Raw genomic sequence first — 23929 nt, forward strand, 5'->3', positions numbered from 1 at the left:
TTTCCCCGCCCTTTCTTCATTACGTAATTACCTCGATATCTTTCTATGAAAAATGGACTGATACAAATCTTGTAAATCCTTCATGACGACTTGAGCAGCAAACTGATTGGTAGTCGCGCATACTGACAATTTATAGCCTGGATCGATCTCATACTGATGAAATGCCCAAGCATCGCGCGAATCATTTTGCGATATCGTAATCGATTGGTCTAGTTTTTTTCTAATGGCGAATGATTGTAGTGGAATAGACAGTCCCATGCCTCTTGCTTTGATATAGCTCTCCTTCAAGGTCCAAAGGTCGAAGAAATACGGAAGCTGTTCATCCGGATGTTTTGCCAAGAGATCTTCTACTTCGGTTGGTGCAAAATAATGAGTGGCAATATCCAAGTCAATCGGACATATTTGCTCCACATCAATCCCCACTTGCGAATCATGCGTGGCGCAGACCACCCATTCTCCGGAATGTGAGACGTTAAAGCAGAAGTTGGGAAATGATTTCAAAAAAGGTTTTCCGTATGCATTGTAGTCATACTCGATTTCGTCATTGGAAATCGAGTATGCTTCACAAATGAGAGAGCGTACGAGCACGTCGGCGAGCAACGCCCGATAGGAATCAGCCGGATTTCTGAAACGGTTGATCCGTTCCCCCTTCTCTTCGGGCAGTGCTTGCAAAAATCGGTTGAATAACTCTTTCTCCATGACAGCTGGACATTTCAAAGTGTAAATGGCAATCACGTAGCACTCACTCTTCTTTCTGTCAGTTCAAGGCCACTAACTTGTTCTGCTCGATCCTTTCGCTGCTGCACTTCATACAATTTGGCATACGTGCCGTTGTGCTCCATTAACTCTACATGGCGACCTTGCTCGATGACTTTTCCTTGATCCATCACGTAAATCACATCGGCATCCTCTACAGTCGACAGGCGATGAGCGATGACAAGTACCGTTTTATCTTTCATAAGTGCGGTTAATGCTTGCTGCACCCAATATTCCGATTCTGCATCCAAAGCGGAGGTTGCTTCATCCAGTAGAAGAATCGGCGCATTTTTCAGGATGGCCCTGGCAATGGCAATTCGCTGACGCTGTCCGCCAGATAGCTTGGCACCGCGTTCTCCTGTTTTTGTCTGGTAACCATCTGTCAGTTCCATAATAAAATCATGCGCATACGCTGCTTTGCTTGCTTTGATGACATCCTCTTCCGAAGCATCCAGGCAGCCGTAACGGATATTGTCTTCGATGGTTCCTTCGAACAAAAAGGCATCCTGAGGCACGTACGAGATCAAGCTTCTAATTTCTGCAAGAGAATAGGCTCCCATGGGCTTGCCCAGTAAATAAAGAGAGCCGCTCGCAGGTGGGTAATACCCCAACAGAAGTTTCATGACGGTGCTTTTTCCACTTCCACTCGTTCCGACTAGCCCAGCCATTTGGCCTTGCTCGACTCGCAACGAAACACCATCCAGCACGTTTGTAGCTTCGTTGTATCCGAAAACGACCTGCTCCAACTTCAGCATACTTTCGCATGGCCGGTATTTGTCGGAGCTCTTCTGATACTCTTCTGGTTCGAGAGGTTCATTCAGAAAATCGACGACCCGAGAAGCGCCTGCTAGCGAGCTCTGTAACGCTGTGATGACTTGGCCAAGCTGGAGAAATGCCAGTGTCACAAGCATCTGTTGCTGAACCAAAGCGACCAGCACACCCAACCCGATCATTTGTTTGGATACCATCATGATGCCAAAAACAAGCATTCCCCCGAAGCTTAAGAATTGGATGAAAAAATTGGTCCCTTCCAATAATCCGTGCTTATGCCCTTGCTTGATCGCAGACGAAGCTACTTCTTCGTTTGCTTCCGTGTAACGTGCGGTGACAACGTTATGTAAATGGAACATTTTAATGATGGGCAACCCTGACAAAAAATCGTTTAATCTTTCTGTCCCCATTCCCATCTGCTTCTGCATTCGGTCTCCAATGCGCCGGACTGACTTGGCAAACAGCGTATTCACATAAAGAGTCAATGCGCTTACGAGCAACAGGACGACGGCAATTTTCCAATCCATCGCAAACATCCCGATGATCGAGCCGATCAGTGACAGCAGGATGATGCTTAACGTTTTCAATTGCTCAGCATACGCGTTTTCCATGAGGACAACATCGTTGCCCAGCCTCGACATCGTATCTCCCGAATGGTGCTGCTCATAATAATCGAAAGGCAGCTTGCTCAAACGTTGATAGACATGAAGCCGAATGTTGGCAATGAGCTCGCGGACGCATCGTCGATAGATGTAGCTAAAAAATGGAGACAAGATGCTCAGCAAGAGGAACATCACAGCCATGGTGGCAATCGCTCTCGTTAATAAAGCAGGGTCTTTTGTGTTCGCAAAATCCGTCAGATCCTTGAACACGAAAGGTAAAGATACCAATACAGCTGCTTGACCGATTCCGTCACCCACGAGTCCCAAAATATACGCTCGCTTTTTCGATTTCATAAACGACAGCAGTTGAAGTAGTTCCCGCATCAAATTCTGGATGAACATGCCTATACCCCCCCTGCAGCCAGCGTGCTGTGCATCTCTGTGGCAAACTGTTTTTGATACAATCTGGTGTAAACGCCGCCTTGTGCAAGCAAATCGTAGTGTGTACCTCGTTCTACAATTTGTCCTTGCTCCAAAACAAGCACTTCATCCGCGTCTTTTATCGTAGACAGTCGATGAGCAATGACGAGAACACTCCGATTTTTCATCACATTTTCCAACGCTTCCTGGACCAAAGCTTCCGATTCTGTATCTAAGGCAGACGTTGGTTCATCCAGCAGAAGAATCGGGGCGTCCTTCAAAATCGCTCGGGCAATCGCGATACGCTGTTTCTGTCCTCCGGATAAACGAGAGCCTCGTTCTCCCACTTTTGTTTGATATCCTTGCGGTAGCTCCATGATGAAGTCATGCGCATTGGCCGCTTTTGCCGCTGCAATGATCTCGTCTTGTGTCGCATGAATGCGTCCATACGAGATATTTTCTGCAATAGATACGGGGAATAGCGTCGTATCCTGAGAAACCATGGAAAGATAGCTCCGCATGTCCGTCATATTCCAATCAGTCATGGAATGCCCGAAAACATTCAGTCTTCCGTTGCCCGGCTCCATTGGATAAAACCCGCATAGCAATTTCATGATGGTACTCTTACCACTCCCGCTGGCGCCTACTAACGCAACGATCTTGCTCGGTTGTAATGTAAAGCTAACGTTATCAAGAATCCTTGCCTGATCGTAGGCAAACGTAACGTTTTCAAACTGTACAGGAATCGCCTCAGGATCAACAGGAATTGCAGGCTGATCATTTTGTTCGACTGGCTGTGTAAAAATTTCTTGCAGTCGCTTTGCCGCACCTGATGTTTCTTGTACTTGGGCAAACAAAACGGGTGCGAGTGAAAGTGGTTCGATAATAAAGTGAAGCAAATAGCTGAAGATGACCAAGCTGCCCAGATCCAATTCTCCCGCCTGAATCAAGTACCCACCATAAGCGACAAAAAACAGGATTGGGGAAGAAAACAATAAAATCCCTGGTGCTGTCATCCACGCGCGTTTTTTCTCTGCCTGGAACGCATTTTTCAATACCTGCTTCATACCCGCATGGTATTTACGATACAGAACGCCTTCCAATTGAAAAGCTTTGACCATGTGAATCCCGGAAAGCGTATCCTGAGCGATGGCATTCGTTTGACCCAGATGGTCCTGCATTTGCTCCGAATATTTTTGAAGCGGTCTGCTCATCCACCCTGTGATAGCGATGGCGACGGGAAGGATTGCGACGCTGAAGATGATTAACTTCCAATTGATCGTCAACAACAGTCCAAGAGCTCCCACAAAAACAACTGGCAAATAAAAAAGCTGGAAAAAATGCTTTTGCAAAAAGCTTTGCAAGATTTGGGCGTCTGTTGTTAAGCGAGAAACGAGATCGCCGGAATGATATTTATCCATGGTGGACATCGGAACTTTTTCGAGATGAGAAGCCATGCTGTTTTTCAAATCTCTCATGGCTCTTGAACTGAATTTAGCTGCCGAATACGTGATGAAATATTTTGAGAGAAAACCGACGATGGTCAGACAAAAAATGATGAGAGCAATACTGACCAGCTTGTCGAAGTTGTTCGTATGTTCGACCATGGTTTTGATCAGGATTCCCATCCAAATGTTTGCCACAGCCACAAGAAGCGAGGCAATGATACAGATTATGACCCAACTTCGATAAGGCTTTACATATGAGAGTACCCAGCCAAACACGGGCGCTTTCTTTCTGTGCTGAGCTTGCTTGGTAAAAATCATTTGCTGCTCCTCTCCAAGGATGTAATGGATGAACTCCCCTTGGAAAACGTGTTCCCAAGGGGAATCATCACAAAGCCGCGACCTTATTTCAGAATGAACAGCTCTTGCAGGATGTCTCGGAGGATGGAGGCATTCATCGACACGTAATTTCCTCCCAGCATTCTGGAGTGGATTCCGTATCCTTCGTACGTCATCAGTCGTTTCGTAGCCTGTGCCCAAGCGGCTTCATTCCATTTGACTGCGACTAGATCTTCCTCGCCCGATTCCAGCTCTGATTGAATGAGATGGATCTCTGCGTTCGTTGCACCCGTATTGATCAGTTGATTGTGGTGCATGACGTAGCTGACCGTTTTTCGAATGAAGCTTTGCTTGACGAATTCATTGGCAGCGTACAAATTGAAGTCTTCTTGTGTCATGTTGAACATCTCGATGTTTTCTCCAATTTCGGCAAATAACTGGGCAATGTCACTCTCTGTTTCCGCCAGAGTCCTTTCCATCACCTTGTCTTTCCAGTATGAATCGAACAAGATGAGGTCGGTCACGACATATCCTTGGTTTTCCAGTTCTTTTGCAACATCAAACGCCAGATTGCCTCCTGATGAATATCCCATGAGCGTATACGGACCTTTTGGATCAATCGCCACGATGGCTTCGATGTACTGCTCAAGTCGATTGTCTTCTTCGATAAAATCAAAGCTGTGCAGGGAAACGCCCTTGATTTCATCAGCAAGCTTCTGGTAATAGACGCTCTGGGCACCAATTGGCGTAAAGCAGAATACCTTTCTAGCCGTCTCTTCATTTAAGAGAATGGCTCTTCCGGAGTTGCCCTCAAAGTTCTTGTTCGTGATGAAATCCGCTACCTTCTCAATGGTTGGATGCTGGAAAATGAGGTTCAACGGCAGTTCAATCTGCATGTACTCATACACCTTTGCAACCAGCAGCGTTGCTTTCAAGGAATGTCCACCCAGTTCAAAGAAATGGTCAGTAATGCCGATCGGTTCGATTCCCAAAACTTCCTGCCAAATGGATGCCAATTGATGCTCCGTCGCAGTTCTTGGTGCCACGAACTCACGTGTGGTCGCATCTGATGACTGTGGCTTCGGTAACGCTTTGCGATCCACTTTTCCATTGGCCGAAAGCGGCAGTTGATCCAACTGGACAAAATAGCTTGGAACCATGTACGCAGGCAGTTCCTTCGCCAGATGCCTTCTCAGCTCAGAAATGGATACCTCTGCTGCTGGAACAAGATACGCGCAAAGATACTGTCCGGCCGTTACGTCATCCTCATGCACAACCACCACTGCTTGATCGATGCCATCGTAAGCAAGTATGGTGCTCTCGATTTCCCCTATCTCGATGCGGTACCCTCTCACCTTCACCTGTTCGTCAGCCCTACCGATATAATCGATCGTGCCATCTGTCCGCCATTTCACCAAGTCACCTGTTTTGTACATGAGCTCTCCTGGCACAAACGGATTCGGAACGAACTTCTCTTGTGTGAGCTCTGATTTATTCAAATAACCTCTTGCAAGTCCGGGTCCTCCGATGCATAGCTCTCCCACTACGCCGATCGGTTGCAAGTGATGTTGTGTATCTACGATGTAAACCTGTACATTGGCTAGCGGTCGCCCAATCGTGATGTCTTGCCCTGCTTCGATCGAACGAGAGATGGTAGTGACGACGCTGTTTTCGGTCGGACCGTATTCATTGTTGATCTCGATTGCTGGATGTTTTTCTTTCGTTTTTTGCACAAGCTGCGCAGGTAGTTTCTCGCCTCCCAATGTTACGCAACGCAGAGGAGCGAAATCTGCAGCGATTGAGCAATCCAGAATCGCTTGGAACAGACTCGGTACACCGTAATAATGTGTGACTCCCGTTGAGGCAATCAGCTTTTTCAGCGCTACTGGATCTTTGGCTTCTTCCTCTCTCGGCAAGACGCAACTAGCACCACCGAGAAGCGGAGCGAACAAGCTGGCTACAAACCCATCGAAGGCAAAAGAGAATACCTGCAACGCCTTGTCACCCGGTCCGAATCCATACTCATCTCTTCTCCACTGCAAGCAATTGACGATTCCCTGATGTGGAATCATGACGCCCTTCGGCTTACCGGTCGTCCCCGATGTATAGATCACATAGGCGAGATCAGTCGGTTGATTGAGTGATTCGAGATTAGCGCCATCCATCTCGACGTCATGCTCTGCGTTCAGATCGAGCCAATCAAGCCCGCTCGACACGCGAGACAATAGTTCTGACAGATGAGACTGGCAGAGAAGCAGTGCTGCGTCGCTATCCTCCAGCAAGTACTGAATGCGTTCTTGCGGATACGCCGGATCGATCGGAACATATGCACCGCCTGCCTTTAAAATACCAAGGATGCCAATGATCATCTCTGGTGAACGCTCCGCCATGACTGCTACAAGACGATCAGGTCCAATTCCTTTGGTGCGCAGAACTCTTGCCAGTCTGTTGGCTCGTTCATTGAGCTCGCTGTACGTCAGTGACAGACCGTTAAAGAGAATAGCTTCCTGATCTGGCGTCTTCGCGACTTGCTCTTCGAATAATTGATGCAGCGTTTTGTCTTGTACATAGCTGACAGCTGTATCATTGAAATGCTCGAAAATTTGCTGCTTCTCCTCCGCCCTGAGCATGTCGATTTCACTCAAGCGGATATGCGGATTTTGCACAACGATTTGGGCAATAGCCATGAAGTGGTTGCTTAACCGTTCAATCGTCTCTCTCGTAAACAAGCTTGTGCTGTACTCCACGCCAATGCTAATCTCTTCACGCTCTTCTGTGGCAATCAGCGTCAAATCGAATTTGGAATGGTTGCCAGCCTGATCAGTCGTGAAAGGAGCAAGTGTCAATCCGAGCAGATCGATGGAATCATCCGTGTTGTTCTGCACAGTAAACATAGTGTCAAAGAGCGGGTTTCTGCTTAAGTCTCGCGGAATGTCGAGTTTTTCCACCAGCTCCTCAAACGGATAATCCTGATGGGCGTAAGCGTCTAATGCATTCTGCTTGACTTCCAGCAACAACTCGGTGAATGTTTTCCCAGCATGCGGCTTGTTTCTCATCGCCAATGTGTTTACAAACATACCGACGATTGGTTCCAAATCAGCATGGGATCTGCCTGTAATCGGCGTTCCGACGATGATATCCTCCTGCCCGGAATACTTGGAAAGCAGTACGTTGTACGTCGCAAGGAGCACCATGTACAGCGTCGTTCCCGTTTCTCGAGCCAGCTGGTTCAAGCCTTCCATGAGTTGTTTACCTGTTCCGATGGTAAACTGATCCCCTGCGAAATTTTGAATGCTTGGTCGGGTGAAATCCGTTTGCAGGTTTAGTACTGGAATTTCGTCTGCAAACACTTGGGCCCAATGCTCTTCTTGCTTGTTGAAAGCATCGGATTGGAAAAGCTCCTGTTGCCATACGGAGAAGTCCTTGTACTGGACTCGCAGTTCTGGCAAAACGTCCCCTTGGTACAGCTGCACTAAATCTGTCAGGAGAATACCAGAAGATACACCGTCGGAAATGCTATGATGCATGTCGGTAAAGAGCACATGACGATCTTCTCCGATTTGCAGCAGACGGACGCGAAGCAACGGCGCTACTCCCAGATCGAATGGCTGAACGAGGGTTGAAAGGACCTCTTGTGCCTGGTCTTCTGTGATCGTTGTATACGAAACTTCAAAAGAAACTTCCTCGTGAACCTTCTGAACAGGTTCTCCATTTACAACGGCAAAAGACGTACGAAGACTCTCATGTCGCTCTATCAGCTGCTTGAACGCTGTCTCTAATCGTTCCGGTTCCAGCTTCCCTTCGATCAGCATGGTCGAAGGCATATTGTAGCTAATACCGACCCCTTCAAATTGATGGAGGATATACATGCGCTTTTGAGCCGATGAAACAGGATAATACTCTTGCGCAGGTGCTGGTTGAATCGAAATGACATATCCTCTTGCTGTCTCTTCGATGTGTGCAGCCAACTGTTGAATCGTCGGTTTTTCGAACAAAACACGAAGCGGAATATCGACTTGATATTCGTTATGCATGCTCGAAATCACACTCATCGCACGCAGGGAGTGACCGCCAATTGCAAAGAAATCATCCAGAATCCCTACTTGCTCCATATTCAGCACTTGCTCCCATACGCGGGCCAATTGCGATTCCAACTCCGTACGAGGTGCTACATACTCCGTCGTTCTAAGCATGGATACATCTGGCGCCGGCAAGGAACGTCTGTCGATCTTCCCATTTGCGGTTAGAGGCTGCGCTTCAAGCGTTACGAAATACGATGGAATCATCGCTTGAGGCAAATCTTTTAGCAATTCCTGGCGTATTTGTGCTGTGTCGATCTCGTGCTCTGCCACCATGTACGCGCATAAATACTTTTCTTGTCTGTGATCCTCTCTTGCGATGACAACTGCTTCCAAGATTCCGTCCAGCTTGCGTAGCTGTGTCTCGATTTCGCCCAGCTCGATACGGACACCCCTGATTTTCACTTGATGATCGTTACGACCCAAGAATTCCACATTGCCATCCGCGCGCCACTTCGCCAAATCACCCGAACGATACAGCAGCTCACCTGGCGCGAAAGGATTCGGTACGAATTTCTCTAGTGTTAGATCAGGTCTGTTCAAATATCCGCGAGCGACCCCTGCTCCACCGATGCACAACTCACCCACGACTCCAACAGGCTGAAGATTCAATTGTTGATCCATCACATACATCTGCATATTCGGCAGCGGTTTTCCGATCGGTACCGTTCCCGAGCGAATGGATGAGACATCGGTTTCTTCGTAATAGCTGGAATCGATGCACGCCTCTGTTACCCCATAACTGTTAACAATGCGTAACGAATGGCTGAATCTCGTGAGCAAAGTCTTGAAGTCTTCTGCTGGACAACTGTCTGCTCCGAGAATCAGGAGCTGCATCTGACTGATGTCGAGCTTGTTTTCGTAAATGTAATGCATCAATGGCATGATCAAAGCTGGTGTCGCTTCGAAAATAGTGATTTCATACCGCTTGATGATTTCGTACAAGGAAGCAGGGTCCATTTTAACCTCATTCGGGCAAATGACCAGTTGCCCTCCTGTGAGCAATGCTCTGGCAAAATCGCCAGTCGATACGTCGAAGGCGAAGCTCGCCATTTGCAGCAAGCGAACCGGGAAGGTGTCCAAGTGATACTCATCCTGCCAGGCAAACGCGACATTCGCATAGCTCCGGTGTTCGATCACGACCCCTTTTGGCTTGCCAGTCGTACCAGAAGTATAAATGATGTAAGCCGCGTGTTCCGGCAGTGCCACAGGCTCTAGATTGCTCGCTTCTCCCTGATACAGCCCCTCTGCATCCAGATAGAGAGTCTTGTGAGGGAAAGCAAGCTGCGTATTCAACTTTTGCAAGGTAAGGAACAGCTTCGCATCGCTATCTTCCAAAATGAATGCTTGACGCTCCAATGGATAGTCTGGATCAATCGGAACGTAGGCGCCGCCGGCCTTCAAAATACCGAGCGTCCCTACTACCATGTGCAACGAGCGGTCTACCATGATGCCGACCGTGCTCTCTGGCTTGACTCCCTTTTGGCGCAAAACACGTGCGAGCTGGTTTGCTTTTTCATTTAACTCCCGATACGTTAGCTGTTCATCCTCGAAGATGACAGCTACCTGGTTCGGTGTTTTTTCGACCTGCTCTTCGAATAGCTCCTGGAATGTTTTATTCGTTGGATAAGCGGCTTTTGTTGCATTGAAATCATGCAGCATTTGTTCCATCTCATCTTTTGACAAAACACTGAACTCTGCCAGCTTGCTATCTGGATTCGCGATGATCGTCTTTAGGAGGTTGACGTAATGAGTTGCCATGCGATCAATCGATTCTTTTGCAAACAACTTCGTGCAATAGCTGAACTGCACGAGAAGCTCATCCTGTTGTTCCATCGCATCCAAAGCGATATCGAATTTCGCGATATTTCCATCTACCGGGTAAGGAGACATGTTGAGTCCTGCAATTTCTAATGCAGATGAGTCCGCAAGCCCCAGACTGAACATCGTATCGAACAGTGGATTTCGGCTCAGATCGCGCCGCACTTGCAGCTTATCTACGAGATGTTCAAACGGATAATCCTGATGTTCAAACGCATGTAGCGCATTTTGTCTCACGTCACCCAAAAACTCGCGGAAGGTCAGGTTGCCTCCTGCCACATTTTTCAAAGCAAGCGTGTTGACGAACATGCCGACGATTCGTTCCACATCTGCGTGGGATCGACCTGCAATTGGTGTGCCGACTACAATTTCTTCCTGTCCTGCGTATTTGGACAGCAGCACATTGTAGGCTGCCAAAAGCACCATGAACAGTGTGGAGCCTGTATTTGCAGCGAGTTGTCTTAATTCCACAAGCAATTCATTTCCTGTACCGATCGCTACTGTGTCGCCTTCGAAGCTTTGAACAGTAGGTCTTGGGAAGTCATTTGGCAAGTTGAGTAACGGGATCTCCCCTGCAAAGACATTCGCCCAATAATCCTCCTGTTTTTGGAAACGCTCAGACTGGGACAGTTTTGTTTGCCAAGCAGCAAAATCTTTATACTGAATGCGCATGTCAGGGAGCTGCTTTTCTTCGTACAAGCTCGCAAACTCCTTGGCGATGACTGCAAGCGATACACCATCCGAGATAATGTGGTGCATATCCATGAAGAACAAATGTCGTTCTGCTCCCAGTTTGATCAAGTCAACCCGGAACAACGGAGCCACTTCCAGATCAAACGGCTGGACCAACTCCTGAATGCGTTGCTCTACTTGGTCTTCTGTCGCCTCGGAAATACCGATGAGAAGTGCGACATCCTCATGTACTCGTTGTACGGGTTCCCCGTTTATCGAATGGAAGGATGTTCGCAAGGATTCGTGTCGTTTTACCAGTGTTCGAATCGCATGTTCAAAGCGTTCGTAATCCAGATGGCCATCTATTATCAGCACATTTGGCACGTTGTAGCTAATCCCGCTTCCTTCAAACTCATGCAGGATGTACATTCTTTTTTGTGCGAACGAGACTGGATAATAATCTGCTTGCTCTACTGGTTCAATGGTCTCGAACTGTTCAATCTCACTCGCGGTGATATACCCAGCCAGTTCATGGATCGTAGGAGACTCAAACAGTGCTTTTAACGGAAGCTCAACCTGAAATGCTTTGTGCACCTGCGTGATCACATTCATGGCTTTCAGGGAATGTCCGCCCAGTTCAAAGAAGTTGTCGTGAATACCTATCGCATGAATACCCAGTACCTCTTGCCAAATTTCAGCCAGCTTCGTCTCAGTCGCATTTTGTGGAGCGACATATGTGGAGCTTTGAACCCGATCACCAGTTGGTTCCGGCAATGCTCTTCGATCGAGCTTTCCGTTTGCAGTCAAAGGCAGTTTATCCATTTGGACATAGAAGGCTGGCACCATGTAGCTAGGCAATTCTTTGGAAATCGCTTCTCTCAACTCTGCTGCGTCGAGTTCCGTTTCTGGAACAAAATAAGCGCAAAGAGCTTTTTGGCCGTTCGTATCATCCATCACCGTAACGACAGCTTCTTTTACCTTTGCCAGATTGGTGAGAACGGTCTCGATTTCCCCAAGCTCGATCCGATAGCCTCTGATCTTTACCTGTTGGTCGATACGTCCCAAATACTCAATTGTTCCATCCGCCTTCCATCTCGCCAAATCCCCTGTGCGGTACATGTTTTCACCAGAAACAAACGGATTCGGAACAAACTTCTCGGCAGTCAATTCTGGCTTGTTCAAATAACCTCTGGCTACCCCGTCTCCACCTACGCACAATTCACCGGGCACCCCAATTGGCTGCGGCTGATTGTAGCGATCCACGATATACGTAGTGGAGTTCGTGATCGGCTTCCCAATCGGAATATTGTCTTCGAATTCCTTCTCAATTAAATAGCATGTAGAGAAAGTAGTGTTCTCTGTCGGGCCGTATCCGTTCCAAATTTCCAGAGCGGGATGGGCGCTGTTAACTTTGTTGATGTGTCTCGGAGACAGTGCTTCGCCACCGACGATTAACGCACGCAAGCCATCAAACATCGCCGGGTTATCTTGCGAAAGCTGGTTAAACAGTGGTGAAGTTAACCACATCGTTGTAATCCGATTCTCTCGCAGGAAGCTGCCTAGCTTCTCCGCATCCAACAGAACATCCTTGGTAACCAGGAACAAGCTAGCACCATGCAACAGAGCTCCAAAAATCTCAAACGTCATGGCGTCGAAGCCAATAGCGCCCGTTTGAATCATGCGATCTTCTTCGCGTACTTGAACGTAATTCGTATTTTTCACCAATCGGGTGACATTGCGATGCTCGACCATGACCCCTTTTGGTTTGCCCGTTGAACCCGACGTGTACATCACATAGGCCAAGTCTTTGGCATCATTGAAATTAGCTAGGTTGCTGGCATCTTCTTTCTCCAGGCTCTCGTCTTCCAAAATGATTGGAATGAGACCTTCTTCGACGAGATGCAACAGATGTCTTTGAACAAGGACAACCTTCACACCGCCATCTTCAAGCATGTAAGAAATGCGCTCGGATGGATGCTCTGGATCAATCCCCAGATAGGCGCCTCCCGCTTTGATGATCCCCATTATGCCTGTGATCATCTCGAGAGAACGATCTGCGATCAGTCCGACCACGGAATCCTTCCCGATTTCCTCACGGCGAAGAGCACTTGCGATCTGATTCGCTTTTTGGTTCAGCTCCCGATACGTCAGCATCTGTTCGTTCATCACAACTGCAGTATGCTCGGGCGTTCTTTCCACTTGCTCCTCGAACAGCTCTTGAATCGTGCCTTCGCGAGGATATACGGCAAACGTATTGTTGAATGCAACAGTTACAAGGTGTTTTTCTTCCTCACCGAGCAAGTTGATTTGACGCAACGCCGATGTTTGGTCTGCAATGACTCCTCGCAGCACCTGGAGGAAATGACCTGCCATTCTTTCAATCGTGTCTCTTTGGAACAATTTCGTGGAGTACACGAGACCAAAATGAATTCCTGTCTCATCTTCATGCGCTTCCAGTGTGAGATCGAATTTGGCGTTGCCTTGCTGCCCATCTCCGGAGTAGGCTTCAAATTTCAGCCCATCCAGCTCATAAGCTTTTTTGTCCAGGTTTTGCAAAATAAACATGGTGTCAAACAGCGGGTTTCTGCTGAGATCCCTCTGGATTTCCAGTTTTTCGACCAGTGCTTCAAACGGATAATCCTGGTGGGCGTATGCTTGCAGCGTATTCTGTTTGACATCTTCCAAAAATGCCTGGAACGATTTCGTTCCGTCAGGGTAGTTACGCAAAGCCAATGTATTGACAAACATCCCCAAGACTTTTTCTACATCCGCATGAGATCTGCCAGCGATCGGCGTTCCCACTACGATGTCTTCTTGGCCGCTGTATTTGGAAAGGAGCACATTGTAAGCCGCTAGCAAGACCATAAACAGCGTGGTTTGGTTCTCATGAGCGAGCTTGTATAAATCGTCCATCAGCGTTTTGTCTGTTTGGAACGAAATGCAATCTCCCTCAAAGCTTTGAACCATCGGACGAGAATAATCGGCAGGCAGATTCAGTACCGGAATGTCACCCGCGAAGGACTTCAACCAGTAGTTCTCGTGCTTTGTATAGATGTCTGTTTGGAACAGCTCAGTCTGCCAGACAGCAAAATCTTTGTATTGAACAGCAAGCTCTGGCAAATTTTCGTTCCGATACAGCTTCGAGAATTCTTCCATGATGATTCCGACAGAGACTCCATCCGAAATGATGTGATGCATATCCATCAGGAAGAGATGCCGCTTCTCTCCCAAGCTGAAGAGTCCGACCCTCAACAACGGAGCCTTCTGTAGATCAAATGCTTGCACAAATGCTTCGATGGTTTGCTCGACTTGGTCTTCCGTCAAATCCTCATAGCGCACATCCAGTTCGACTGCCTCATGTACACGCTGAACAGGCTCGCCATTCACTGTGTGGAAGGATGTTCGCAACGATTCGTGTCGATTAACTAGCCCATGTATCGCGGTTTCAAAGCGTGCACGATCCAGAACGCCTTCGATATACATCACGCTTGGCATGTTATAGACTGTGCCGGTGCCTTCAAACTGGCGCAGGACAAACATCCTTTTTTGTGCAGAGGAAACAGGATAATACGCTTGCCGCGGTACAGGCTGAATCGGTACATGTGTGTCTTTTCCACTTGTCTCGATATACTGGGCCAATGCCTGGATGGTAGGTGTCGCAAAGAGTACTCTGAGTGGAAGCTCGACTTGATACTCTCGATGGATCTGTGCGGCGAGCGACATGGCTTTCAAGGAATGCCCACCTAGCTGGAAGAAGTTGTCGAGAACACCGATGTCGTTTACCCCAAGCACACGTTCCCAAATCTCTACCAGACTGCTTTCCACAGGACTTGCTGGCGCCACATATTCTGCTCCCGTTACAGGTCTGCCTTCTGGTTTTGGCAAGGCTTTCCTGTCGATCTTTCCATTAGGCGTAAGCGGGAGAAGATCGAGCTGGACCAAGTGCGCAGGAATCATGTAAGACGGCAAGCTTTGAGACAGATACGACCACAGATTCGAGACTTCAAGCTTTTCTTCTGCCGTGTAATAAGCAGCAAGCGACGATTGGCCCTGTTGGTCCTCATGGACAATCACAACTGCCGAAGTCAGCTTTTCAAAGGAGAGCATAACCGACTCAATCTCGCCGATTTCAATCCGATATCCCCTTACTTTTACCTGTTCATCCAAGCGACCGACAAATTCAATCGTTCCGTCAGGGAGCCACTTTCCTAGATCGCCAGTCTTGTACATGCGATCGCCTTCCAAATAAGGATGGGAAACGAACTTCTCTGCTGTGAGTTCCGGCTTGTTCCAATATCCACGTGCCAAACCGTGGCCACCGATGCAAATTTCCCCGACGACGCCGATTGGCTGTAGCTGATGGAATTTGTCCACGATATAGATGCTGGTATTAGCAATGGGACGTCCGATCGTTATCGCAGAATCCAGTTGCGAAATTCGCTGCCAGGTGGCGACGACGCTGCTTTCAGTCGGACCGTATTCATTGACGATGACCAATTGCGGATTGTGCTGATTGCTCTTCTCAACGAGCTGAGCAGATACTTTTTCGCCCCCAAGTGTGACTGTTTGTAGAGAACTGATATCCGCAGCAGAACTGCATTCCAATATAGCTTGGAACAAACTTGGCACGCATGTCATTTGGGTGCATCTCGCAGCTGCAATGAGGTTTCTGAGAGATACAGGGTCTTTGGCTTCATCATCCTCCGCCAAGACGACTGTTGAACCTGAAAGGATCGGTGTAAAGAAGGAAAGAACAAAGGCATCAAACGCAAAGGATAGGGGCACCAGACTTCTATCATCGACGCTAAACTGATACTCCTCTTTCTTCCACAACACGCTGTTGACAATGCCACGATGCTCGATCATTACTCCTTTTGGCTTGCCTGTTGTCCCTGATGTATAGATGACATAAGCCAAATCGGAAGTGGTTTGAATCGGCTCGAGATTCGAACGATTGGGAGAATAGTTCTTCTCCTCCTCCAGGTACAAGCATTCCACGCTCACACTAGAAGCTAGCTTAGCTCCAAGATGTGTTTGGGTAAGCACGAGACGGGCTTCGCAATCCTCCAGCATGTAGGCTACACGATCTTCCGGATATTCAGGATCGATCGGCACGTAGGCTCCACCTGCTTTCAAAATGGCCATGATGCCCACAACCATTTCCACAGAACGGTTTGCCATGATTCCTACGAACTGGTTAGCCTTTACTCCCCGTTCACGCAAGGTAACGGCAAGCTGATTTGCTCGCTCATTCAATTCGTGATAGGACATCTGCTTATCGCCGATTTCCACCGCAGCAATCTGTGGTGTTTTTTCCACTTGCTCCTCAAATAGCTCATGGAGTGTCTTGTTCTGCGGATATTCCTTATGCGTATGGTTGAATTCTACTAACAAGCGATGCTTTTCTTCATCGGAAAGCATCGTGATTTCAGACAAGGTAATGGCTTGTTGCTCAATAACGGCATGAAGGATTCGGATGAAATGTGCCGCTATTTTTTCAATTGTTTTTCGTGTAAACAATTTGGTGCAATAATCAAGACTAAAGACAATCTCCTCATCTTCTTCATACGCCTCTAATGACAGATCAAACTTGGCCTGATTCACTTCTGCCATATAAGGTGTAAACGTCAGTTGCTCCATTTCGAACGGCTTTTGATCCATATTTTGCAAGATAAATACGGTGTCAAACAAAGGATTGCGGCTCAGATCCCGTTGAATGTTCAGCTTATCGATCAGCTCATCCAGTGGGTAATCCTGATTCTCAAAGGCTTTCAGCGTATTGTTTTTCACTTCTGCCAAAAAGCTAAGGAAGGTCTTATCCCCCACAGGCTCGTTTCGCAAAGCCAGTGTATTGACAAACATACCGATGATCGAATCCGTTTCTGCATGGGACCTGCCAGCAGTAGGCGCACCGACAATAATGTCCTCTTGTCCAGCGTATTTGGAGAGAAGTACATTGTAGGCAGCCAAGAGAACCATGTAGAGCGTAGCTCCTGTACCATGGGCAAGTCGATTCAATTCTTTTTTCAAAAGGGCACCAGAGCTGAAAACAAATCGCTCACCCTCGAAGCTTTTCACAGAAGGTCTCGGATAATCCGTTGCAAGATTTAATACAGGAATTTCTCCCGTAAAAGTATCGATCCAATAGGCTTCCTGCGCAGCAAACTCTTCTCTCTCGAACCATTGATTCTGCCAATGGGCAAAGTCCTTGTACTGAATGCTCAGTTCAGGCAGCTCTTCCCCGTGGTAAAGCTGAGCAAGCTCTTGAACAAGAATGCCAATAGATACACCATCCACCACAATATGGTGCAAATCCAGCATGAAAAGATGGCGTTCCGGAGTCAGTTTGACCAGTCCAGCGCGAATCAGAGGAGCTTTTTCCAAATCAAACGGTTGAATAAATTGCTCGACGATTTGTTTAAGCTCTTCCTCTGTTGACTCCATCAACGAGATTTCCAGCTCGACATCTTCATGTACGCGCTGAACAGTCTCTCCTTTCATGGAGTGGAACGAGGTACGCAGAGATTCATGACGTCTCACCAGACTCTTGAGCGCTTGCTGCAAACGCGCTGTATCCAGCTTGCCATCGATGTACAGGATGCCCGGCATGTTGTAGCTGATGCCTGCACCTTCCATTTGTCGGAGAATAAACATTCTCTTTTGTGCAGAAGACACCGAGTAATACTCCTGCTTTTGGACAGGTTCAATCGTCGTATACTTGCCTTTGCTAGCAGTCGCGATGTATAACGACAAGTCAGCGATCGTAGGCGATTCAAACAGTGTTTTCAACGGCACATCTACTTGAAGGGTGCGATGGATCAAAGAGATGACGTTCATCGCCTTCAAAGAGTGTCCGCCCAACTCGAAGAAATGATCGTGGATCCCGATTTCGTTCACGCCAAGTACACTTTGCCAAATATCTGCGAGCGTGGCTTCCACTTCATTGCGTGGCGCTACATACACGGTTTCAGATGAAGATGCTCCCTCAGGTTGAGGCAATGCTTTGCGATCTACCTTGCCATTTGCCGTGAGCGGCAGCTTCTCCAAATAAACAAAATAAGAAGGAACCATATAAGATGGCAAATGGGAAGCCATGTAAGCTCTCAGGTCGGCTGTCTTGATTTCCTGATCGGAAACGATATAGGCGTACAAGTTGTTTTGCCCTTTTTCATCTGGACGAGCAAGGACAATGGCCGTTTTTATCCATTCATGCTGCAAAAGCCTTGCTTCGATCTCACCCAGTTCGATCCGGTGGCCTCTGATTTTGACCTGATGGTCGATGCGTCCGAGATATTCCACGTTGCCGCAGGCTAGGTACCTGACCATGTCGCCAGTACGGTACATCCTGCTATCCGGTTCAAACGGATTGTCAATGAAGCTGGCTGCTGTCAGTTCTTCACGATTCCAGTAGCCGCGGGCCAAACCATCGCCAGCAATGCACAGTTCCCCTGCAACCCCTACAGGCTGGAGCTGGTTGCTCGCATTTACGACGTACAAACGGACGTTATCAATCGGTTTGCCAATGGGAATCACTCCATACTCCGGCAAACGAGGGCAAATCCAGTATGTCGCATCAATCGTGGACTCAGTTGGGCCATAGAGGTTAATCAACTGTGCCGTTTGAGTCTCGTAAAAGCGCGAAACAAGTGCAGGTGTCAATGCTTCTCCACCGCAGAAAACGCGTTGCAAGCTCGTGCAAGAGCTCCATGCCGGTTCGGTCATGATCAGGTCCAGCAAGGAAGGAACCATCTGTAAAGTCGTGATCTTCTCCTCGCTGATCATGCGAGTCATGTACTCGATGTCACGATGTCCGTCTGGCTTTGCAAGGACCAGGCGTCCCCCTGTGATCAGTGGCAAATAAAATTCCCATACGGAAGCATCGAAGGAAAACGGCGTTTTTTGCAAGACAGCATCCTCTGTAGTCAGTGGGAAGGCATTCTTCATCCAAAGCATGTGATTGCAAATCGCTTGATGCGCGATCATAACCCCTTTGGGATTTCCGGTCGATCCAGATGTATAGATGACATAGGCCAAGTCATCCCGGCCAGAGACATGGTCAAGATTGGTGTCGTCACCTGCATAAATCGCTTCATCATCTACGTCGATGATTTCTCCTGCATACTCTACTGTTTCTTTCAAATGACGCTGTGTCAGTAGAATCGGAGCTTTGCTGTCGCTGAGCATGTATTGGATTCTTTCTGGCGGGTAAGTAGGATCAATTGGCGTATACGCGCCACCTGCTTTTAACACGGCCAACATGCTCACGACCATCCCGATAGAACGGTCTACCATAATTCCGATCAACGTATCTGGTTGCGTTCCTTTACTCCGCAGCAAACGAGCTACTTGATTGGCTCGGGCGTTCAACTGTCGATAGGTCAAGGTGTATCCGTCATAGGCTACAGCTACTTGATCTGGCGTAAGCAATACTTGCTCTTCAAACAATTGGTGCAAAACCTGATCAGCGGAACGTTCGACAAAAGTATCGTTGACATTCAGCATGAGAGCACGTTTTTCTGCTTCTGTCATCATGTCGATTTCTGCTAACTTGGCATTCGGTTGTGCACTAAGGGTACGCAGGATTTCCAGATAATGATGGGCCATTCTTTGGATGGTTTCTTTCTTGAATAGCTTCGTTCCAAATGCGAATTGGAATTGAATGTCAGATTGCGATTCACTCGCATTCAAAGCAAGATCGAACTTTGAAATTTTGTTAAATATCTCATACGGAGCTGCTGTCAGTTGCTCGATTTCCAGCGATTGCTGATTCGCATTTTCTAAAGAAAACATGGTGTCAAACAAAGGATTTCGGCTAATGTCACGTTGAATGGCCAGCTTTTCCACCAGCTCTTCAAATGGATAATCCTGATTGTCATAGGCCGCTAGCGCATTTTGTTTCACTTCTTGCAAGAAGTGGGTAAAGGTTTTGTCGCTCGCAGGATGATTTCTCATGGCCAACGTATTTACAAAGATCCCCATGATGTTTTCCACATCGGCATGAGAACGACCAGCGACAGGCGTACCCACAATGATATCCTCTTGGCCGGAATACTTAGACAGCAGTACATGGTAAGCCGCGAGCAAGACCATATACAGGGTTGTACCCGTATCTGCTGCTACCTTGCGCAAACGCTCGGTCAATTCTTTTCCTGTATCAAAAAGAACAAGATCCCCTTCAAAGCTTTGAATGGTTGGACGCGGATAATCAGTCGGCAGATTGAGCAAAGGAATTTCATCAGCAAACGTATTCAACCAGTGGAGCTCCTGCTTCTTGTACACGTCCGTCTGGTACAGCTCATTTTGCCAGGCAGCGAAATCCTTGTATTGGAGAGAAAGAGGCTGCAAGCCTTCCCCTTGGTACAACTTGGCAAATTCACTCAACAAAATTTGGGATGAAACACCGTCCGAGATGATATGGTGCATGTCGAGCAGGAACAAATGACGGTCTTTGCCCAACTTGACCAAGCCTGTTCGAATCAACGGAGCGATTCCAAGATCAAATGGACGGACAAAATCGCGCATGATCTGCTCCGCCTGGTCTTCCGTTGACTTCAGCATCAGGGTTGGTACTTCTACCTCATCATGCACTTTCTGTACAGGCTCACCATCGATACGGTGGAAGGAGGTGCGCAAGGCTTCATGGCGCTCCGCCAGTCGTTGGACCGTGCTAGCAAAACGATTGTAATCCAGCTTTCCTTCTAGCAACATTGCTCCCGAAATGTTATAGCTGATGCCACTTCCTTCAAATTGCTGAAGGATGTACATTCTTTTTTGAGCAGAAGATACGGGATAAAATTCTTTTACCTCAACCGCTTGAATGGCTGTGTACTTGCTTTTCCCCGATTTCGAGATAAAAGCAGCGAGCTGAGATACGGTCGGATTCTCGAACAGTGCCTTTACTGGCAAATCCACTTCCAACGCTTTAGAAACTTGAAAGATGACTGTCATAGCCTTCAGTGAATGTCCGCCCAAATCAAAGAAATGATCGTGAACGCCTACTCGGCTAACCCCCAGGGCCTGCTGCCAAATTTCAGCCAATTTTGTTTCCGTTTCATTCTGAGGAGCAACGTACGCTGTTCCCGTTACAACTGCACCGTCAGGCTTCGGCAATTTCTTCCGCTCTACTTTTCCATTGGCTGTCAGCGGAATTTCCTCCAAACGGACAAAGAAGGACGGGATCATGTAGGAAGGAAGTGCACTTCCCAGATGCTCTCTCAACTCCGATACGGTCAACTCCTGCTCGGAAACAATGTAGGCATACAGCACATTTTGACCACTGTCATCCTTGTCAGCGATGACAACGGCTTCCTTGATCCATTCATGCTGCGTCAAACGCGTCTCAATTTCGCCCATCTCAATCCTATGCCCACGAATTTTGACTTGATGGTCGATTCTTCCCAAGTATTCCATATTGCCGTCGGGCAGCCATTTCGCCAGATCGCCTGTTCGATACATTTTGGTCCCCGGACGGAACGGATTATCGATGAACTTTTCCTGAGTCAGATCTGGTCTATTAAAATATCCTTTGGCTACGCCATCTCCAGATATATACATCTCGCCAATGGAGCCAACGGGTATTGGCTGCATAGAGGAATCGAGCAAATAAAGCTGGACGTTATCTGCAGGGACTCCGATTGGTACCGATTCTTGGATGGGTTTTTTAGGGTCATACAAATAAATCATGCAGCCCACAACCGTTTCGGTAGGTCCATACTCATTGAAAATCTTGACATTCTGTCCAAAGTTCTCATAGATTCTCTTCGCCAATTGGGTTGGCAAGTTCTCACCACCGACAATAAACCGTCGGATGCTGCTGTTTGTTCCATCTATTTCTTCAATCAGCTTCAAATGTGTTGGCGTCAGCTTGATGATTCCCACTTGATTATCTTGGATGATGTCTAAAATGACCTGTACTTTATCTGTTCCCCTGTAGACATAGATCGTATTGCCTGACAGTAGCGGCGTGAAGATCGAGGTGACAGTCAAATCAAACGAAATGGAAGAGTATAGCGGAAAGTCTACAGCTTCCCCTTGGACATACTCCTTGTTAGCCCACCATATGTAATTGACTAGACCTCGGTGGGTAATCATCGCGCCTTTTGGATTCCCCGTGGACCCGGAAGTATAAATCATGTACGCCAAATCGTCCGGTGTGCATGCTGTGTCAAGATCTGTACTGTCTCCTTCAAACATGGAAGGATTGTCTAGGTAGAGGATGTCACCTTCAAACTCGACTTTTTCTTGAAGATGAGACTGTGTCAAGAGAATCGTCGTCTGACTGTCATCCAGTAAATACTGAATTCTCTCTATCGGATACTCGGGATCAATCGGCAAATAGGCGCCGCCTGATTTTAGAACTGCCATAATAGCCACGATTAGCTCGAGTGAATGCTCCGCCATAATGGAGACGATACTGCCTTGGGTAATTCCTTTCCCACGCAGAGCTCTGGCCAACTGGTTGGAACGCTCCTGAAGTTCCCGATAAGTAAAGCGATCTTCACCGCAAACAACCGCAACTTTCGAAGGCGTCTGTCTTGCTTGCTCCGCGATCAGCTCGAAAATCATTTTGTCGCTTGGATAATCGGCGGTCGTGTCGTTATACGCTACCAGCAATTGCTGTTTTTCCTCATCCGTGATGATTCCGATATCTTCAAGCAGTACATTCGGATTGTGAATGACCTGCTCTATGATCGTTTTCAAGTGCCCTTCTACTCGGTTCATGAATGACTCCTCATAAACCGCTGCATTATAGCTCAACTTCACATACATCTCATTCGAAGGTGCGACCGCGACTACAACGTTAAAATCATAGGAGGTCTGTTCTTCCCCATTTTCCACGTTGAATTGAAAGCCTAAGGAATCCTCGAGATCATTCAAACCACTATCCGGGTAATTTTCATACGTTACCAAATGATCGATTAATTCCTGTTTCAGTACCGTTTTGCTCTGAATTTCGTACAGCGGAGCGAAATCATAAGAAGCAGAAGCCAAGGCTTGCTTCTGAACTGTTTTTAGCAGCCCACTAAAGGTTAGTTTTTTATTCGTCTGCACGCGGGTTGGAATCGTGTTAATAAACAATCCAACCATGCTCTCAATCCCCTGGATCCCTGGCGGACGACCTGACACAACCGAACCGAATACCACATCGTCCGAATTTTTGTACTTGCTCGCCAAAATACCCCAAAGAGATTGAAACACGCTGCTCATCGTAGCCTGATTCTGATTGGCAATCTGCATCAGCTGCTGAGTCTTCTCAGGTGCGACGGTGAAAAGATTCTCCACATGGACATAATGGCCATCTTCCGCTACATTCTTCTTTTTAGGGAAATCAGCCTGATGGTCATAGCCTTCCAGATAGTTCTGCCAGTAAGTAAGTGCTTCTTCTTTGTTTTGCTTATCCAGCCATTTGATGTATTCGCTGTATGGTTTGGTCGCTTCTCGCGGAACAGCCTCGCCTTTACGAATTGCGGCATAGTACCCGAGTAGCTTATGGAGCAACACTCCCAAAGACCAACCGTCGACGATGATATGGTGGAATGCCCAAACGAACTGATATTGGTTCTCCCCCGTTTGGAAAATGGCTGCTTTCATCAAGACGTCTTTCGTCAGCTCAAATGTATGATGCTGGCTGGTATACGCTTTTATGTATTCGTTCTGATCATCTATTGGCAAATGCGCAATGTTTTCGAAATGAACGGTAACTTTTCTCTCTTTAAAAACAACCTGTCGAGGTCGCTGCAGATTTTGATAAACAAACACAGTGCGCAAAACCTCATTGTTCTCTACGAGCTTGTTCATGCTCTCTTCAAAAATGGGCAGGTGAAAATCACCTTGGAGCTTTGCGGACATCTGCAGGCAGTAGGCGCTGCTGTCCGTATCTTTGACAGCATGAAACAACATACCCTCTTGCAATGGGGTTAACGGGTAAATTTTTGCAATATTCTCTTGCTTATTCATTCTGCACCTCAACTCTGTGATTTATCGATTTATAGAGGGTTCCTCCAATAAAAGCGAAATGACACAG

Annotated in this window: 4 protein-coding genes; all 4 read right to left on the reverse strand. The window is 47.5% G+C overall.

The genetic code is table 11. The features are described from left to right. Positions 1-27 precede the first annotated feature (27 nt). Complete coding sequence (locus HPY28_RS01030; protein ID WP_174229912.1) at positions 28-735, reverse strand: 4'-phosphopantetheinyl transferase family protein; 708 nt, start codon at positions 733-735, stop codon at positions 28-30. After that, positions 732-2531 carry an ABC transporter ATP-binding protein gene (locus HPY28_RS01035; RefSeq protein WP_017248474.1) on the reverse strand — a complete coding sequence of 600 codons (1800 nt, stop codon included), beginning with the start codon at positions 2529-2531 and terminating at the stop codon, positions 732-734. The genes HPY28_RS01030 and HPY28_RS01035 overlap by 4 nt, the downstream gene beginning before the upstream one ends. 2 nt (positions 2532-2533) lie before the next feature. Then, entirely contained in the window at positions 2534-4315 is a 1782-nt protein-coding gene (locus tag HPY28_RS01040) for an ABC transporter ATP-binding protein (RefSeq protein WP_017248473.1), read from the reverse strand. Positions 4316-4398: 83 nt separating this feature from the next. Beyond that, a complete protein-coding gene (gene tycC / locus HPY28_RS01045; RefSeq protein ID WP_174229913.1) occupies positions 4399-23862 on the reverse strand; it encodes a tyrocidine non-ribosomal peptide synthetase TycC in 19464 nt (6487 codons plus the stop codon). Positions 23863-23929: the final 67 nt, after the last annotated feature.

Source organism: Brevibacillus sp. HB1.2 (genome assembly GCF_013332495.1).
GTDB lineage: Bacteria > Bacillota > Bacilli > Brevibacillales > Brevibacillaceae > Brevibacillus > Brevibacillus porteri.

Excerpts from the sequence above, each read along its gene's own strand:
- HPY28_RS01035 (WP_017248474.1), bottom strand. The coding sequence starts at position 2,531 with ATGTTCATCCAGAATTTGATGCGGGAACTACTTCAACTGCTGTCGTTT.
- HPY28_RS01040 (WP_017248473.1), bottom strand. The coding sequence starts at position 4,315 with ATGATTTTTACCAAGCAAGCTCAGCACAGAAAGAAAGCGCCCGTGTTT.
- tycC (WP_174229913.1), bottom strand. The coding sequence starts at position 23,862 with ATGAATAAGCAAGAGAATATTGCAAAAATTTACCCGTTAACCCCATTG.